This is a genomic window from Sphingomonas baiyangensis, from assembly GCF_005144715.1.
GTDB classification, from domain to species: Bacteria; Pseudomonadota; Alphaproteobacteria; order Sphingomonadales; family Sphingomonadaceae; genus Sphingomonas; species Sphingomonas baiyangensis.
The window spans coordinates 392,599-409,600 of sequence record NZ_SWKR01000001.1; the positions used below are offsets into that span (position 1 = coordinate 392,599).

A 17,002-nucleotide genomic window follows, 5' to 3' on the forward strand; every position below is an offset into this window, starting at 1 on the left:
CCGTGCCCAGAAAGCCCCTGCTCCTTCTCGCGCTCGCCGCGACCGCGCTCCAGCCGCTCGGTGCGCAGGAGGCGCCGCCACAGGCGGGCGATATCGTCGTCAACATGCGCGGCGTCGAGATCGCCGATGTGGCCGATCAGATATCGCGCCTCACCGGCCGCACGCTGATCCTCGATCCCGCGGTGCGCGGCACCGTGACCGTCACCTCGTCGCAGCCCTTGAGCCAGAACGGCGTGTGGGAACTGTTCCAGTCGGTGCTGCGCGCCAACGGCTTTGCGGCGGTGCAATCGGGCCGCGCATGGCGTATCGTGCCGCAGGCCAATGCCGTGCGCGACGGCGGCGTGCGCCGTTCGGGATCGGGGCAGGAACTCGTCACGCGGATGATCCGCCTGTCGAACGTGCCGGCGGCCGAAGCCGCGCGCATCGCGCGGCCGCTGGTCGCGACCTTCGGTTCGGTCGAGCCGCTGGCGCAGCCCAATGCCATCGTCGTCACCGACTATGCCGACAATGTTCGCCGCATCGAAGGGCTGATGCGCAACCTCGACGGCGGCGGCGGCCAGACCTATGCGACTATTCCCCTGCGCAACGGCTCGGCGCCCGAAGTGGCGGCGGCGATCGCGCAGGTGCTGGGCGACGATGCCGGCGGCGCGCGCGTGGCGGCCGATCCGCGCAGCAACATCGTGGTGGTGCGCGGCACCCCCGCCAGCGTCGCCGAGGCGCGCCGCATCGCCATCTCGCTCGACGCGCCCGGCGGCGCCACGCCGATCACGCGCGTCTTCCGCCTCAACTTCGCCGACGCCGAAAGCGTGACCGAGGTGCTGCGCGGCGTGCTGGGGCAGGAAGGCGAAGCGACCAATCCGGTGGCGCGCAGCCTGCAGGCACGCGGGCGCAGCAGCGGCGGCCTTGGCACGCGCAATCCCAACCCCACCGCGACGCTTGCAGGTCTGGTGAACCAGAACAACGCAGCAGGCGCTGCCGGGGCGCTGGGCGGGCTGGCCGGCGGCGGTGGCGGCGGGACCGGCGGCGGCAGCATCTCGACGGTGGGCGACAACCAGAGCGAGGGTACACCGGTCGGCTTCACCACGCCCGACCTTACGGTCCAGCCCGCGCCCGACATCAACGCCATCGTCGTGCGCGGCACGCCGAGCGCCGTCGCGGGCATGGAAACGCTGGTGGCCGAACTCGACGTGCGTCGCCCGCAGGTGCTGCTCGAGGCCGCGATCGCCGAGATCACCGGCGACGAGGCAGAGGCGCTGGCGGTGCAGATCGGCACCTCGGGCGCGGTGCTGAACCAGGTCGAGGGTGCGGCAACATCGTTCGGTTCGAACCCCGTCTTCGCCAGTCTCGGCACGATCCTCAACGCGCTCGACGTACCGATCGGCGCGGTGCTGGGCGAAGGGCTCACCGCCAATGTCGCCATCGGCGACGAATTCTCGATCCTCGTGCAGGCGCTTGGCATCTCGGAACGCGCCAATCTGCTCTCGAAGCCTTCGCTCACCGTCATCGACAACAAGATCGGCGAGCTGGTGGTGGCGCAGGAAGTGCCGTTCATCACCGGATCGATCCTGACCGACACCGCCGGCGTCAATCCATACACGTCGGTCGAGCGTCGCGACGTGGGTATCACGCTGCGCGTGCTGCCGCGCGTCAATGCCGGCGACACGATCCGGCTCGAAATCGCGCAGGAAGCCTCGAACATCGCCCCCACGCAGGTGGCGCAGGCGACCGACCTCATCACCAATCGCCGCGCGGTGAACACGACGGTGCTCGCCGACAATGGCCGCACGATCGTGCTCGGCGGCCTCATCAGCGACGATTATCGCCGCCAGCGCAGCCAGGTGCCGATCCTCGGCGACATCCCGATCCTGGGCGAGCTGTTCAAGTCGCGCCGCGAATCGCAGCAGAAGCGCACGCTGTTCATTTTCCTCAAGCCCACGATCCTGCGGACCAGCGACGATGCCGCGGCGGTATCCGACGAACGCTATCAGCGGCTGCGCGGCGAGGAACTGCTCATCAACGAACGCCGCAGCCTGCTGTTGAAGCCCCCCGCCCCGCGACTGACGGTCGAGATCGACGGAATCTACTGAGCCGGTGCACCGTCACTGCCGGGCATCGCAACGCGGACCTGCCGCCCGCCGCGCGCGAAGCCGGCGGCGTCGATCGCCAGCGATTGCAGCCGCCAGCCATCGATACTTTCGCCGATCGCGAGCGTCCGCGTACTGCCGTCGGCGCTGCGCACCAGCGCCACCGCATCGACGTTGAGACGGCCGGCGATACCCACCAGTTCGGGCAGGTCAGGCATCGGCTCGGGCGCAGTGGCGCCAAATAACGGTCGCGCGAGCGCCGCGTCGATCGGCGGCGCGGCTATCGCAGCCGAGGCCGGCTGCGCGGCATCAGCGGCGGGCGGAAGCGGAGAAGGCGTCGGCGCGAGCAGGATTGCCGCGGGGAATGCCGCAATCCAGATCGCCACTATCGTCGCTGCGATCGCTTCGGCCCGGTTCAGCGCCATGCGAGCACCATTTCCCCGTCGAGCTGCAACGCACCGCCGGGCAGCGCCGTCAATCGCCAGCTTCGCCACTGTGCGCCGGGAACCCCTCGCACAATGCCATCGGCAAGCGAGAGCACAGCCTTTTCCGGCCCCGACAAGCGCATCGCAAGACGCGCGACATGCGGCGCTGCGGGTGTCGCGGGTGTCGCCCGCTCGACGAGCACGCCGGCCGCTGCCGCTGAACGGCGCGTAACGGCGAGCGTCGCCGCGACGGCAGCCTGCGCGCTGCCCGTCTCCTGTGCTTCGGCCAAGGGGGCAACGGGCGCGCGATCGAGCGCTTGTTCGAGCCGGGATTGCGCGGCGCCCGCCTGTGTGCGCCGATCGAGCGCGGGCGCCAGCACCACGACGCTCGCGGCGATCGCCAGGACGCCGCCCGCCAGCGCCCCGGCCATGACCGGCCGCGCGATCATCGTGCCGGCTCGCCGAGCGTCACCTCGATCGCACCCTCAACCTGCCGCTGGCCGCTGTCGCGCAGGCGCGCGGTCAGCGGATCGCGCCGCAACGCCGCGCGCAGCGTGTCGGGATCGACCGTCGCCACGGTCCCAAAGAGCCGGCCGTCGCCGTCGCGCGCCACTGCACGCAGCCGCGCCTCATCGGGCAGCGTGCGGGCCAGCGCGTCGAGCGTCGCCGCGAAACCCGGCACGCCTGAGGCGATCGCCGCACGATCGGCGCGGTTCACCGCATCGGCGGCCAGACGGTCGCGCCCCGAGTTGCGCAGCTCGGCCGTACGCGCATCGATCCTCTCGGCATCGATCATGGCCACTCCGGCACCGAGCAGCGGACCAAGCGGCAACCCCAGCGCGAGCAGCCATCCGATCCGTCGTGGCGGGACCGATATCGCTGGTCCGGCGGGCGCCGGGCGCTTGCCCTTCTCCCCGCCGCGTGGCCGTCGGAGCCGCGCGGCGGCAGCATCGAGCAGGCTCGGCGTCGAAGGCTCGGGCGCAGGATCGGCAGGCGGCAGCGACTTCACGCGTGCCGCCTACCCCGAAGCCGCGCGCGCGAACAGACCCGCCGGCCCTATGCCTTTCGCAATTCACCCGATATGCAGCGCGGCGCGCCCCCGACGCACGGATGTCATATCGCTGCACGAAGGGGCGTGCGTACGGACCCGCCGCTGGCGAGTCGGGGTAGGGAGACAGGTGATGAAGGACGTGAACGAAGCGACGCCGGGCTATAGCGACGGCGATATCGAGACCAATCCGAGCGCTGCGATCACCCTTTCCGCACTGGTCGAGCGCCGCTACTCGCGCCGTTCGACGATCCAGGGCGGTGCCGCGACGATGGCGCTGGCGGTGTTCGGCGGATCGATGCTCGCCGCCTGCGACGACACCGGCAACGATGTTGAGAACGATCAGCCACCCGTCGTCACCGCCGGATCGAGCGGCACCGCCTCGGCGGGCCGCCTCGTCACGCTCAATTCGACCGTCACCGACGATGGCGGCATCGTCACCTCGGCCTGGACGCAGGTTTCGGGACCGACCGTTACGCTGAACGGCGCCGGCACCGATACCGCGACGTTCGTGGCGCCGTCGGTTTCGGCCAACCAGCCGCTGGTGTTCCGCTACACCGCCACCGATCAGAGCGGCCAGTCGAGCTCGGCCGAGACGACGGTGACGATCTCGCCCGCGGTCCTCAGCTTCACCGCCGTCGCCAAGAACAAGAACGATCTGGTGACGGTACCTACCGGCTATGCCGTAGGCGTGCTCACCCGGCTGGGCGATCCGATCGCCGCCGATGTTGCCGCGTACAAGAACGACGGCACCGACACCAACTTCGCCAATCGCATCGGCGATCATGGCGATGCGCTGCGCTATTACGGCCTCAACAGCGCAGGCACGCGCGACGATGCTAGCAACACGCGCGGCCTGCTGGTGCAGAACCACGAGAATCTGAACGTCCAGTATCTGCACGCCAACGGCCCCACCAATCTGCCCGCCGGCCCCCGGCCGGAGGCCGAGGCGATCAAGGAGATCGAGGCGCACGGCGTCAGCGCGGTCGAAATCCAGCAGACGGGCGCCGGCTGGACCCCGATTCAGAACGGCGCGCTCAATCGTCGCATCACGCCCAACACCCCGGTCGCGTTCAACGGCCCGGTGCGCGGATCGGCGCTGTTGCAGACGGCGTTCTCGGCCGACGGCACTGCCGGGCGCGGCACGATCAACAACTGCGCCAATGGCGTCACCCCCTGGGCGACCAACCTCACCTGCGAGGAGAACTGGGCGTTCTACTTCCGCCGCCCCGCGGCTGCCGACAATGCGCGCCGTACCGCGAAGGAAGTGACCGCGCTGACGCGCTACGGCGTGACGAGTGCGAACGGCAACTATGCCTGGGCATCGGTGACGCCCGCCGACGGCGCAAGCACGATCTTCCGCCGCTGGGACGCGCAGGCGACCGGCAGCAGCGCCACCGCCGATTTCCGCAACGAACCCAACCAGTTCGGCTGGGTCGTCGAGATCGATCCGTACAATCGCACGAGCGTGCCGCGCAAGCGCACCGCGCTTGGCCGCATGAACCATGAAGGCGCATGGCCAGGCAATTTCGTCGCGGGCACGCGGCCTGCCTGGTACATGGGCGACGACGCGCAGAACGAGTATCTCTACAAGTTCGTCTCGGCGACGGCATGGGTCGCAGCCGATGCCAACGCTACCGATCGCCTCGCCATCGGCGACAAGTATCTCGACACCGGCACACTCTACGTCGCACGCTTCGATGCCGATGGCACCGGTGACTGGCTCCCGCTGGTCTTCGGCCAAGGGCCACTGACCCCCTCCAACGCTACATACCCCTTTGCCGACCAGGCCGATGTGCTGACCCATGCCCGTCTCGCGGCCGACGCGCTGGGCGCCACGCCGATGGACCGTCCCGAATGGACTGCGGTCAATCCTGCCAATGGCGAGATGTACCTGACGCTCACCAACAATTCGTCGCGCAGCGTCGACCGTGTCGATCCGGCCAATCCGCGTTCGTACCAGGACCCGCCCAGCACCGCGCGCGGCAACCGCAACGGCCACATCCTGCGCCTGCGCGAGGATGGCGACACGACCGAGGCGACGGGGTTCCGCTGGGACATCTACGTGTTCGCCGCGGGTTCCGATCTCGATCCCGCGAACATCAACATCTCAGGGCTGACGGCCGACAACGATCATTCGAGCCCCGACGGCCTGTGGTTCAGCCGGCCGACCAATGTCGCCGGGCAGGTCAGCCCGCTCTTGTGGGTGCAGACCGACGACGGCGCCTTCACCGATCAGACCAACAACCAGATGCTCGCCGCGCTGCCCGGCACCGTGGGCGATGGTGCGGCGCGTTCGGTGACGAGCACGGGTGCCGACGGCACGACGCGAACCGTGACGACCTATGTGGGCGCGGCGCCCGGTGCGCGGCTGAAACGGTTCCTGACCGGGCCGCTCGAATGCGAGATTACCGGCGTCGACACCACGCCCGATGGCCGCAACCTGTTCGTCGGCGTCCAGCATCCGGGCGAGAACGGCACGCCGGCCGCGCCGACGAGCAAGTGGCCCGACAGCCAGACCAACAGCAGTGCGCCGGCCACCACGCGGCCGCGCTCGGGCGTGGTAGTGATCGTGCGCGCCGATGGCGGCGTTGTAGGGCTGTAAGGGACATGCGTGCCGCCCGGCTTTGGCCGGGCGGCCGCTGCCTATCGCACGTCGGCGCCCGTCACTACGCGGGCGTTGCCATCGGCGCCGATCGTCACGAGGAAGTTGGTCCCGGCGTCGCAGGTCGCCAGATAGGTCATGCCTTCGCTTTCGGTGCGCCGGCTACTCGTGACTTCCTGGCAATTGAGCCCGGCGTCGCGGATCGCGCGGATCATCACCAGATTGCGGCGCTCATCGTCGAGCGCGGCGACCTGCGCCTGGAAATTGGTCGTTGCCGGCTCGGCCATGTCGTTCGCAGGCGGAACCGCCGGGGCGCTGCCGCCGCCACAGCCGGCCACCAGCATCATCGCGGCGAGCATACCCATCGGCAAGATCGGCTTCATCGCATCACTCCTCCTGTTGATGAGACGATTGGTACGCGCGCAGGAACAGCCGGGTTCCATGCGCGGCACGACGGCGGATCACTCCGGCATCGGGCGAGCGAACAAGCCCGAACTTGATCTCGACATCGCACAGCCCGCGCCACAGCGACATCAGATCCTCGGCGGCCTGTGAGGCATCGTCGAGCACGAGCTCGCCGCGCGCGGCAGCATCGGCCAGCACCCCGGCCAGCCGCTGCCGGCACAGCCCCGGTCCGGCGCGGAAGAAGCGTTCGCTGAGCGCAGGCACCTGCGCGATTTCGCTCGCGAGCAGCCGGTCGAACCCGAGCAGATCGGCGCTGAACAGATGCTGGAGCAGCCCCTCGCCGAACAGGTTGAGCCGGGCCTCGAGCGTGCTGTCGCAATCGGCCGAGAGATCGAATGCCGCGGTCATACGCTCGAGCTCGCCGCGCATCACGGCTTCGAACAGCGTCTCCTTGTCGCCGAAGCGATTGTAGAGCGTGACTTTGGAAACGCCGGCGCGCTGCGCGATATCCTCGATCGTCGAGGCGGCAAGGCCGCGCTCGAGAAACGCCTCGCGCGCGGCGGCAAGGATTGCGTTGCGCTTGGCCGGATCGCGCGGGCGCCCGGGTCGCGGCTTGCGATCGGGCGCGCATTTTCCGCCGCGCGGCACGCAAATGTCAGTGGTTTCGTTGATCGCCGGTCCTTCCCCGCTGCATCGGTCTGCCCATCAAGCGAACGCGCATACCGGCTTTGGGGTCCGGTGGGCGTGCGTGCAATAGCGGGCCGCGCGATCGGCGGCATGAGCCACGTGGGCGAAGAGGCGGCGCGCACCGCCTCCCCGCCGTATCGATCAATGCTGATAGGCCTTGGGAAGCCCGCCCTCCTTGGGATCGAGATAGCGCTGGCGCAGCCGCGTCTGGCGGTTCTCGAGCGGCTGTTCGACGCCGTCGATATAGACGGCGGTTGCAGCGGTGCCGACCTCGAGCGGATCGCCGTCCCAGATCACCACGTCGCCGCGGCGGCCGGGGCGCAACGAGCCCAGTTCCTCCCCCATGCCGATCGCCTCGGCAGGCTTCGAGCTGATCGCTGCGAACGCCTGCCCCCAGCTCAGCCCGCTCGCACCCGGCACGCGCGTGAGCGCCACCAGATTGCCGGCATATTGCTTGACCAGCCGTGCCTGTCGCGATTCATCGTCATTGATCTGCCCGATGCCGACGGTGACGCCAGCGGCTGCCAGCCGGCCGACGTTCGATTGCGTGGCGGCGAGCTGATCGAAGCTGGCGGGCAGGTCGACGAGCGCCGATGCGATCACGGGGATGCCGGCGGCAGCGATCTCGCGCGCCACCATCCAGCCTTCGCTGGCGCCGACCAGCACCGGGCGGATGCCAGCGAACTCGCGCTTCAATGCGATGATCGTCAGCATGTCGCTTGCACGCTCGACATGCACGAGCAGCGGCATCGCCCCACGTAGCACCGGCCCCAGCGCCTCGGCATCGGCGCGCGTAAGAAGCGCATCCTTGCCGCGATCGAGATAGGCGCCGGGATTGCGGCCATAGGCCTGCGCCTCGAACAGCGCGTTGCGCAGCAGCGCCATCGCTGCCGGACGGCTGCCGCCACCGCGCTGTGCGCCCGTCTCGCCCCATTCCATGAACTGGAACGCCTTGGCGCGCGTGACCGGGCTCATGTGGGCGGCGAGATCGATGACCGCCCCCTGTCCCGCGAAGATCGATCCACGCGCCGCCGGCGCCACAACCGCGCGAGTGATACCCTCGGCACGGTTGACCTGGATCGGCCCCGACAGCGGATTGACGGCCGACGCGACATCGAGCGCCGCGTTGAACGGCGAATTGTCGGCATAGGAATCGTTGGTTTCGCTGACGCCGTCGACCTCGATGATGCCCATGCGCGTGAAGCCCGCGAAGATGCCGGGCGACACCCAGCGTCCGCCGGCATCGACCGTCGCCATGCCGCCGGGCACCGCAACGCCGGCGCCGGCCGCCACGACGCGACCGCTACGGATGACGACGGTACCGCCGTCGACGGGCTGCGATCCGTCCCCCACCACCAGCTTGGCATTGGTGATCGCCACGTCCTGCGCCAATGCGGGCATCGCCGTCGCCGCGAGCAGCGCGGCGGTGAGAGTTGCCAGACCACGCATCACTTGACGTCTCCTTCACCGGGCTGGCCGAGCTCGAAGTCGGACACCGGCCGCATCTGCGGGTTGTTCATGTCGTACATCAAGGCGCCGTCGACCCAGACGCGCTCGGGCCGGGTGTAGACGCTGAACGGATCGCCGTTCCACAGCACCACATCTGCCATCTTGCCGGGCTTGAGGCTGCCCGTCACCTCGCCAACGCCGAGCGCCTGCGCCGGCCGGATGGCGAGCCACGTCCAGGCGCGCTCCTTCGAGATGTTCATACCTGCACGGCGCGCGGCGTGCCACACCTTGGCGACTTCCTGATTCAGCCGCTGGATGCCGTTGGCGTCGTCCGAATGGATCATCGCGCAGGCGCCCTCGTTCTCGAGGATCGCCAGGTTCTCGTTCACCGCGTCGTAGCTTTCCATCTTGAAGCCGTACCAATCGGCCCAGACGGCCGAGCAAGTCTGGTTCGCCTTCAACAGATCGGCGATCTTGTAGCTTTCGACGGCGTGGTGGAACGCGGTGACGCGGTATCCGAACTCCTTCGCCATATCCATGACGATCGCCATCTCGTCGGCGCGGTAGCAGTGGTTGTGGACAAGGATTTCGCCCGACAGCACGCCGCGTAGCGTGTCGAGCTGTATGTCGCGCGTCGGCGGATCGCCACCATCCTCCTCATATTTGTCCCATTTGCGCTTGTAGTCGGCAGCCTTCGCCCACGTCGCGCGGTTGACGGCCACGTTACCCATGCGGGTCGAGGGGATGCGACCCTTGCTGCCATAGACGCGCTTGGGATTCTCGCCGCACGCCATCTTGAAGCCATAGGGTGCGCCAGGGAACTTCATGCCCTGCATCGTGCGGGCATAGACATTCTTGAGCGTAACCGAGCGACCGCCCATCAGATTGGCCGATCCGGGCAGGATCTGAAGCGTCGTGACGCCGCCATTGGCCAGCGCGCGGCTGAAGCCGGGGTCCTGCGGCCAGACCGAATGTTCGGCCCATACCTCCGACGTGATTGGCGCGGTGGCCTCGTTGCCGTCCGAATGTGCGTCGACGCCGGGCGAGGGATAGTTGCCCAGATGGCTGTGCACGTCGATGACGCCCGGCGTCACCCATTTTCCCTGCCCGTCGATCACCTGCGCGCCGTCGGCCGAGAGGTTTTGCCCGACCGCGACGATCTTGCCGTCGCGGAACAGCACCGCGCCATTGTCGATCCGCGCGCCCTCGCCATCAAGCACCGTCACATTGGTGATGAGCGTCGGCTGTCCGCCATAGGGGCGGTAGGTCGAGGGAAAGGGGTTCCGGTCGAAAGGCTGCGGCGCGGCGCGGGTACCGGCACTTTGCGGCGCCTCGTCCGCCTGTGCCGCGCATGCGCCGAGCACTCCGGCGGCAAGGATGGTCAACAGTCTGGCTTGCAACGTCAGTCTCCCTGGTACGATCTTGTTTTCAGGCGAATACCTGTTCGAGCGCATCGCTGCCCAGCCCTTCTTTCTGGGTCCGCAGCGAATGATAGGTGGCCGCCACCAACGCCGGCGGAATGGTGCCAAGCAAGGCCGACAGCGCGGCATAGACGATCGTCGATGCGGTGGCGCCATCGGCCAGCGCCGCGATGCCGCCGATCATCGACTGGACGACGAGCCAGAACACTAGGCCGATGCACAGCAGCAGGAAGATGTGCCAGCGCACCCCGGCGGTCAGCGCGGCGCTGCGCGCGAATGCCGTGAAAATGCCCGTGCGTTCGGCGACCAGCACCGCACTGGGCACGAACCACAGGCAGCACAGGATGATGCCGGGCACGAAGAAGAACGAAAGACCGATGACAATCGCGATCCACCACAGGATCGCGAGCGCGATGCCGCGCGGCAGCAGCGGCAGCACGCGCGCAAGGATCAGGCGCGGGCGTATCGCGCGGTCATCGAGCGCGTCGAGGGTGGCCTGCACCAGCACCATATGTCCGAGCTGCTGGATCGCCACCATTATCAGGCTCGCGGCCGCCAATGCCGCGAGGGTGGGCCCGATATCGATGAGGCTCGCCACACCGCTGATGGTTGCCGCCACCTGCACGAGCGTGACCGGCGCCGCGCTCGTGGCGAGGACGACGCCCATGAATAGCAGAGGCGCCGCTCCGATCGCCTTGAACGTCTGTGCTGCCAGCCGCGCGAAATCGAGCCGCGCGCGACCCTCTTTGGGCGTGCGCAGCACCATTGCCATGGCGCCGACGATCGCGCCCGCAATCAGCAGCAACGACAGAACCAGCAATGTCGCCAACCCGGGCCAACCCCCTTTGTGTCGCGAAGGGTGGAGCGAAAGTCGTTGCGTGTAAACGGCCGATTTGCTCCTATCGCGATGTTCCGCGCCGCCGCGGCCTATCTTGGGAGCGACGCCTGACCACCCCCCTGCCGCCGATCGACCCGGAGCGCGTGGCAGCGGCGCATCGCGCGGTGCGCGGCGACGACAGCATCCAGTTCGACTTTCCCTGGATCGCGCCCGAACCCGACAATTCGATACCCTGGCTCGAAGCGGTGGGCCGCGCGATCAGCGCGTTCTTCCAGCGGCTCGGCCCCTTCTGGGAAGTCGTGTTCTGGGCGATGGCGGCGCTAGTGGTGGCGATGCTGGTACTGAGCTTGTGGCCGCCGGCGCGCGCATGGCTGGCCGGACTGCGCGTTCGTGAGCAAGCCGACCCCGAAGCGGCGCAATGGACGCCGCAAGCCAGCGCGGCACGCGCGCTGCTGCAAGAGGCCGAAACACTTGCCGAAGCGGGCCGCTATGACGAGGCGGTCCGCCTGCTGCTCCACCGCAGCATCGAGGATATCGAGCGCTGGCGCAGCGGGCTCGTGCACCGCTCGTCGACCGCGCGCGACATCGCCGGGTCGCAGGCGCTGCCCGGCGGCGCACGCGCGCTGTTCGGCCGGCTGGTATCGCTCACGGAGCGCGGGCTTTTCGCACGCCGGCCGCTTGCCGCCGCCGACTGGACCGAGGCGCGCGACGCCTATCGCGGCTTCACGCTATGAGCGCCACGGCCGAGAACCCCGCAGCGTTCGGCGCGCGCGCGGGGATCGCGCTTGCCATCGCTGGCGCGGCGCTACTCATCGCCTTTCTGCTGATGGCGGGGTTCGGCGACCTTGTAGAACAGCGACTCGCTCCCGCCCCCGGACCTGTCGCCGCAGGCGCCAGCGGTTTTCAGGCGTTGCATGACATTGCCGCGCGCACGCCGCCGCTCAGAGCCCGCATCGCGCGCGACCGCGCTGCGCTCGTCAGCGACGCGCTGCTCGTGCTGACGCCGACCCACACCACGCGGCCGATCGACATCGGCGAGATCGTGCGACTGCGCGACGGGCGCCCGACGCTCATCATCCTGCCCAAATGGAGCGTGCGCCGTATCGAGGGGGTGGCGACACGCGAGGAACGGCAGCGCATGGTCGATGCGGCGCGGTGGCAGGCAGGCGGCCTGCTCGAACAGGTGGCCGAGGTCGAGTTCCGCGTGCATGAAGCCGGCGCGTACCGCCCGACCGGCGAGGCATGGCTGCCCGATTTCGCGCCGATCGAGCAGCCCAGCACGATTGTCGGCGAGGCAATCGAGCCGCTGGCGGATATCGCGGGCAAGGGCGCGATCGTCGCGCAGGTGAAGGACAGTGCCACCTGGATCATCGCCGATCCCGACATCGCCAACAACCATGCGATGCGCGACGCGCGCAACGCACTGGCGATGATGGTGCTGCTCCGGCGCCTTTCGGCCGACGCCGGCGGCGCGGTGCTGTTCGACCTGACGCTGCATTACCGCCCCGGCGAGCGCAACCTCGTGCGCCTGCTGTTCACCCCGCCATTCGTCGCGGTCACGGTCGCGCTGCTTGCCGCCGCGCTGCTTGCCGGCTGGGCGAACGCCGCGCGCTTCGGCCCGGTGCGGCGCGAGGCGCGCGCGCTGCCGTTCGGCAAAGCGGCGCTTATTGACACCATCGCCGCGCTGACGCGCGCAGCGGGCAAGGCAGGCGCCGGCGGGCCGCGTGCCGCGATGGTTGCGACCGAACGCGTCGCGCGACGGCTGCGAGCGCCGGCGCATCTGAAGGACGCGGCACTCATCGCGTGGATCGACGCGCGGCGTCCGGGCTTTGCGGCATTGCGCGCGCGGCTTGCCGATGCGACGCATGAAACCGAGATGGTCGCCGCCGCGCGCGCGCTGCACGACTGGCGACAGGAGCACGCATGACGATCGACGATGTACGTACGCTGGGCGAAGCGATCGACCGCGAGGTAGCCAAGGCGGTGGTCGATGCCGGCGAAGTGGTGCGGCTGCTGCTCGTCGCGCTGTTCTCGCAGGGGCATGTGCTGCTCGAAGGGCCGCCGGGCACTGCCAAGACGCTGCTGGCGCAGAGCTTCGCGCATACGCTGGGCCTCGATTTCGGGCGCATCCAGTTCACACCCGATCTGATGCCCGGCGACATCGTCGGCGCCAATCTGTTCAACTTCCAGACTTCGAGCTTCGAGCTGACGCGCGGGCCGGTATTCTGCGAGCTGCTACTAGCCGACGAGATCAACCGCACGCCGCCAAAGACGCAGGCCGCGCTGCTCGAGGCGATGCAGGAGCGCGCGATCACGCTCGACGGGCGCACCGAGCGACTGTCCGACCGCTTCATGGTGCTGGCGACGCAGAATCCGATCGAGCAGCAGGGCGTGTATCCGCTGCCCGAAGCGCAGCTCGACCGCTTCCTGTTCAAGATAGCGATCCCCTATCCCGATGCCGCTGCGGAGCGCGCGATCGTGGCGCAATATGGCGCGCGCAGCGGCACGCCGCGCCCCGAACATTCGGGTGTGTCGCAGGTGGCCGAGGCCGGCATGATCGCCGCCGCGGTGGCGGCGGTGCGTGACGTGGGGCTGGTCGACGAGGTGATCGACTATATCGTCGCGCTGATCCGCGCGACACGCGACCACCCCGATTGCGCCAATGGCGCCAGCCCGCGTGCCGCCGCAGCCCTTGCCGGCGCCGCGCGCGCCGCCGCCGCGCTCGACGGGCGCGACTATGTGATCCCCGACGACGTGAAGGCGCTGGCGCCTGCGCTGTTGCGCCACCGCATCATCCTGTCGCCCGCTGCCGAGATCGACGGACGCCGGACCGACGATCTGGTGACCGAACTGATCGCCGCGATCGAGGCACCGCGGTGATCCTGCCGACGCAGCGCGCAGTGGTGCTGGCGGCGATCGCGGCACCCGTCGCGCTCGCGATGGGCGTGGCGGTGCCGGGCGGCTGGATGGCGGCGATCTGCTGGATCGCCGCGGTGCTGGCGCTCGTCGCGGTCGACGCTGCGCTGGCGCGGCCGATCGCAGGCGGTGTCACGCTCGCCGCGCCGGCAATGGTGCCGGTAGGTGCAGATATCTACCTGAAGGCCCGCCTCGATGATGGCGGGAAGGCCCGCTTCGCGCTCGATGTCGGGCCGCCGCTCGAACCGAATGGTAGTCGGTGGCGCGCCGGGCGGCGTGGGCTGGCGCGGATTGGCGGCATCTGGGCGCGGCGCGCGGGGCCGCTGGGCTTTGCGTGGCGCCAGCGCCGCTTCGCCAGCGATGCCGAGGTGCGCGTCGTCCCCGATCTGCGCCCGGTGCGCGAGCAGGGGATGCGGCAATATCTGGCGAGCGCGCAATTCGGCCAGCGCATGCGCATCGAGAGCGGCGAGGGGCAGGAGTTCCAGTCGCTCACCGAATATCAGCCGGGCATGCAGCGCCGCGCGATCGACTGGAAGGCGTCGGCACGCCATCTCGACCTGCTGGCGCGCGAGTACCGCACCGAGCGGGACAATCCGATCGTGCTGGCTATCGATGCCGGCCGCACGATGTGCGATCCCGTCGACGGCGTGCCACGCGTCGACCGTGCGGTGTCGGCGGCGTTGCTGGCGGCGTTCGTGGCGCTCAAGGCGGGCGACCGCGCGCGGCTGTTCGCATTCGACGACCGGCCGCGCGTCGACAGCGGCGGGCTGAGCGGCGCGCGCAGCTTCGCGCGGCTGCATCGCGACGCCGCCGCGATCGACTATGGACGCGGCGAGGCCAATTACACGCTGGCGCTGACCGAGCTCGACAGGCGGCTCGACCGGCGCAGCCTCGTCATCCTGTTCACCGAGTTCGGCGATCCGACCGCGGCCGAACTGCTGATCGCCGCGGGCCAGCGGCTGCTGCGGCGGCACCGGCTGCTGTTCGTGCTGTTTCACGATACCGAGCTCGAGCGCTTCGTCGATACGCGGCCCGAACGCGCCGAGGACGTGACCCGCGCTGGCGTGGCGCACATGCTGCTGCGCGAGCGGCGCATCGTGATCGAGCGCATCCGCCGGCTGGGGATCGACGTGCTTGAGGCCGACCCGCAAGCGATGCCGCTGGCGCTCGTCGAGGCATATCTGCGCGCACGCGAGCGCAGCTGATGGCGGACAAGCTCGCCTTTTCCGCCGCGCGGTTCCGCGCCGAGCGCGAGGGCGACTGGGTCGAACTGGAGGCACTGCTCGACCGTGTCGAGAAGAAGGGGCCGAAGCGCCTGAGCGAAGCCGAACTGATCGCGCTGCCGCGGCTGTACCGCGCGACCCTGTCCTCGCTGTCGATCGCACGCGAAACCTCGCTCGACGCGAGCCTCGTCGCCTATCTCGAGGGCCTTTCGACGCGTGCCTATTTCATCCTCTATGCGTGGCGCGAGGCGTGGGGGCGCAAGCTCGCCGGCTTCTTCGCTGCCGGCTGGCCGCGGGCAGTGCGCGGTATGGCGGGCGAGATCGTGCTGGCGTTCGCGCTGTTCGTCGCCGCAGGCATTGCCGGCTATGCGCTGGTGACGAGCGATCCGGCATGGTTTGCCGGCATCGTCGACGACGGCATGGCCAATGGCCGCGACATGCAGGCGACGCCCCAATTCCTGCGTGAATCGCTCTACGGCGCGCAGGATGTGAGCGGGCTGGAGGTGTTCGCCACGCAGCTCTTCACGCACAACTCGCAGGTATCGATCCTGGCGTTCGCGCTGGGCTTCGCGTTCGGCGTGCCGACGATGCTGCTGATTGCCGCGAACGGCGCGCTGGGGGGCGCGTTCTTTGCCGTTTATGTGCCGCACGGCCTCGGCTGGGGCCTGCTCGGCTGGCTTTCGATCCACGGCACGACCGAGATTTTCGCGATCGTCATCGCCGGCGGCGCGGGGCTGCATATCGGCCGCGCGGTGGCGTTTCCGGGTGAGCGATCGCGGCTGGCGGCGGGCGCCGAGGCGGGGCGGCGCGCGGCGCTGGCGATGATCGGCGTCGTCGTGATGCTGCTGGTCGCCGGGCTGCTCGAGGGGTTTGCCCGCCAGATCGTGCGCACCGATGCCGGGCGCTATGCCATCGCGGCGACGATGCTGGCGCTGTGGCTCGCCTATTTCACGCTTGCCGGGCGGGGGCGGCATGGCACGCGATAGGCCGAAGCTGGCGCGCACGCTGACGACGCCCGAGGGGGTGACCTTGAACCTCAGGCTGGCGAGTGCGGGGGCGCGGGCGGGGGCGTTCATCCTCGATTGCCTGCTGCTGATGGGCATCCTTATCGGCGCGACGCTGCTGGCGGGTGCCTTCCACATGCGGCTGGGCACGCAGATGGGCGGGATCATCCAGATCATCTGGCTGCTCGGCGCCTTTGCCCTTCGCAACTTCTTCTTCATCCTGGGCGAGGCGGGGGCGCGATCGGCGACGCTCGGCAAGCGCGTCGTCGGCCTGCGCGTGGTGGCGCGCGACGGCGGGCGGCTGACGGGCGGCGCGATCGTGGCGCGCAACCTGATGCGCGAGATCGAGGTGTTCCTGCCGCTGATGTTCACCGCCTATTCGGCGGCCGAGGGCGTGGCGAGCAAGTGGACGGCGGTGCTGGGCCTCCTTTGGGCGGGTATCTTCCTGTTCTTCCCGCTGTTCAACCGCGACCGGCTGCGTGCGGGCGACCTGATTGCGGGCACCTGGGTGATCGAGACCGAGCGCCGCCGCATCGGTGCCGACCTGCTTGCCGCCGAGCCCGCCGCCGCCGCACCGCCCGCCTTCGACCGCGCCGCGCTCGACGCCTATGGCGAATATGAGCTGCACCGGCTGGAAGAAGTGCTGCGCCGCGACGATGCCGATGCGATCACCACCGTGGCGGCGACGATCCGCGCCAAGATCGGCCATGCCGCGGCGGGCACGGGCAGCGCCGGCGACGACCGCGCGTTCCTGAACGCCTATTACCGCGCGCTGCGCCAGCACCTCGAGCGGCGGATGCTGATGGGCACGCGCAAGGCCGACAAGTTCGCGGGGTAAGCGCCGCGACCGCGCGACGGCCGGCCCGCACGGCGCGGAAGTTCACACAAGTTCACGCG

General features: G+C 69.3%; 16 protein-coding genes. 8 read left to right on the forward strand and 8 right to left on the reverse strand.

Annotated features, from left to right (window positions below; translation table 11 throughout):
- Positions 1-2 precede the first annotated feature (2 nt).
- A complete protein-coding gene (gene gspD, locus FBR43_RS01925) occupies positions 3-2,087 on the forward strand; it encodes a type II secretion system secretin GspD (RefSeq protein WP_249276399.1) in 2,085 nt (694 codons plus the stop codon).
- Here the strand turns inward: gspD and FBR43_RS01930 are convergent.
- Genes FBR43_RS01930 through FBR43_RS01940 form a run of 3 tightly spaced genes read right to left on the reverse strand, consistent with a single transcriptional unit; the run spans position 2,081 to position 3,518 of the window.
- Positions 2,081-2,509 (reverse strand): hypothetical protein, encoded by a 429-nt coding sequence (locus tag FBR43_RS01930; RefSeq protein ID WP_136941539.1) that lies wholly within the window; start codon positions 2,507-2,509, stop codon positions 2,081-2,083. The two genes, gspD and FBR43_RS01930, sit on opposite strands and share 7 nt — an antisense overlap.
- Positions 2,500-2,958 (reverse strand): hypothetical protein, encoded by a 459-nt coding sequence (locus tag FBR43_RS01935; RefSeq protein WP_169542435.1) that lies wholly within the window; start codon positions 2,956-2,958, stop codon positions 2,500-2,502. Before FBR43_RS01935 ends, FBR43_RS01930 begins: the two co-directional genes overlap by 10 nt.
- On the reverse strand, positions 2,955-3,518 hold the full coding sequence (locus tag FBR43_RS01940) for a hypothetical protein (RefSeq protein WP_136941541.1): 564 nt from the start codon (positions 3,516-3,518) through the stop codon (positions 2,955-2,957). Before FBR43_RS01940 ends, FBR43_RS01935 begins: the two co-directional genes overlap by 4 nt.
- 172 nt (positions 3,519-3,690) lie before the next feature.
- On the opposite strand from FBR43_RS01940, the gene FBR43_RS01945 reads away from it, so the two are divergent.
- Complete coding sequence (locus FBR43_RS01945) at positions 3,691-6,162, forward strand: PhoX family protein (protein WP_136941542.1); 2,472 nt, start codon at positions 3,691-3,693, stop codon at positions 6,160-6,162.
- A 41-nt stretch (positions 6,163-6,203) separates the two neighbouring features.
- On the opposite strand, the gene FBR43_RS01950 is transcribed toward FBR43_RS01945, so the two are convergent.
- From FBR43_RS01950 to FBR43_RS01970, 5 genes are all read right to left on the reverse strand, one after another.
- Complete coding sequence (locus tag FBR43_RS01950; protein WP_136941543.1) at positions 6,204-6,545, reverse strand: hypothetical protein; 342 nt, start codon at positions 6,543-6,545, stop codon at positions 6,204-6,206.
- Positions 6,546-6,549: 4 nt separating this feature from the next.
- Complete coding sequence (locus FBR43_RS01955; RefSeq protein WP_136941544.1) at positions 6,550-7,215, reverse strand: TetR/AcrR family transcriptional regulator; 666 nt, start codon at positions 7,213-7,215, stop codon at positions 6,550-6,552.
- A 180-nt stretch (positions 7,216-7,395) separates the two neighbouring features.
- Positions 7,396-8,703 (reverse strand): amidohydrolase family protein, encoded by a 1,308-nt coding sequence (locus FBR43_RS01960; RefSeq protein WP_136941545.1) that lies wholly within the window; start codon positions 8,701-8,703, stop codon positions 7,396-7,398.
- Positions 8,703-10,109: an amidohydrolase gene (locus FBR43_RS01965; RefSeq protein ID WP_394344006.1), complete on the reverse strand. Its 1,407-nt coding sequence runs from the start codon at positions 10,107-10,109 to the stop codon at positions 8,703-8,705. The genes FBR43_RS01960 and FBR43_RS01965 overlap by 1 nt, the downstream gene beginning before the upstream one ends.
- 22 nt (positions 10,110-10,131) lie before the next feature.
- Positions 10,132-10,944: a hypothetical protein gene (locus tag FBR43_RS01970; protein WP_136941547.1), complete on the reverse strand. Its 813-nt coding sequence runs from the start codon at positions 10,942-10,944 to the stop codon at positions 10,132-10,134.
- 161 nt (positions 10,945-11,105) lie between these two features.
- Here FBR43_RS01970 and FBR43_RS01975 point away from each other — a divergent pair, with 161 nt between their 5' ends.
- Genes FBR43_RS01975 through FBR43_RS02000 form a run of 6 tightly spaced genes read left to right on the forward strand, consistent with a single transcriptional unit; the run spans position 11,106 to position 16,943 of the window.
- On the forward strand, positions 11,106-11,696 hold the full coding sequence (locus tag FBR43_RS01975) for a hypothetical protein (RefSeq protein ID WP_249276400.1): 591 nt from the start codon (positions 11,106-11,108) through the stop codon (positions 11,694-11,696).
- Complete coding sequence (locus tag FBR43_RS01980) at positions 11,693-12,889, forward strand: hypothetical protein (RefSeq protein WP_136941548.1); 1,197 nt, start codon at positions 11,693-11,695, stop codon at positions 12,887-12,889. The genes FBR43_RS01975 and FBR43_RS01980 overlap by 4 nt, the downstream gene beginning before the upstream one ends.
- The gene (locus FBR43_RS01985; RefSeq protein ID WP_136941549.1) at positions 12,886-13,842 is read left to right on the forward strand and encodes an AAA family ATPase; all 957 of its coding nucleotides are present in this window, start codon (positions 12,886-12,888) and stop codon (positions 13,840-13,842) included. Before FBR43_RS01980 ends, FBR43_RS01985 begins: the two co-directional genes overlap by 4 nt.
- Positions 13,839-15,083 carry a DUF58 domain-containing protein gene (locus FBR43_RS01990; RefSeq protein WP_136941550.1) on the forward strand — a complete coding sequence of 415 codons (1,245 nt, stop codon included), beginning with the start codon at positions 13,839-13,841 and terminating at the stop codon, positions 15,081-15,083. The genes FBR43_RS01985 and FBR43_RS01990 overlap by 4 nt, the downstream gene beginning before the upstream one ends.
- Positions 15,083-16,087: a stage II sporulation protein M gene (locus FBR43_RS01995; protein ID WP_136941551.1), complete on the forward strand. Its 1,005-nt coding sequence runs from the start codon at positions 15,083-15,085 to the stop codon at positions 16,085-16,087. Before FBR43_RS01990 ends, FBR43_RS01995 begins: the two co-directional genes overlap by 1 nt.
- Positions 16,074-16,943 (forward strand): RDD family protein, encoded by an 870-nt coding sequence (locus FBR43_RS02000; protein WP_136941552.1) that lies wholly within the window; start codon positions 16,074-16,076, stop codon positions 16,941-16,943. Before FBR43_RS01995 ends, FBR43_RS02000 begins: the two co-directional genes overlap by 14 nt.
- The last annotated feature ends 59 nt before the right edge of the window (positions 16,944-17,002 follow it).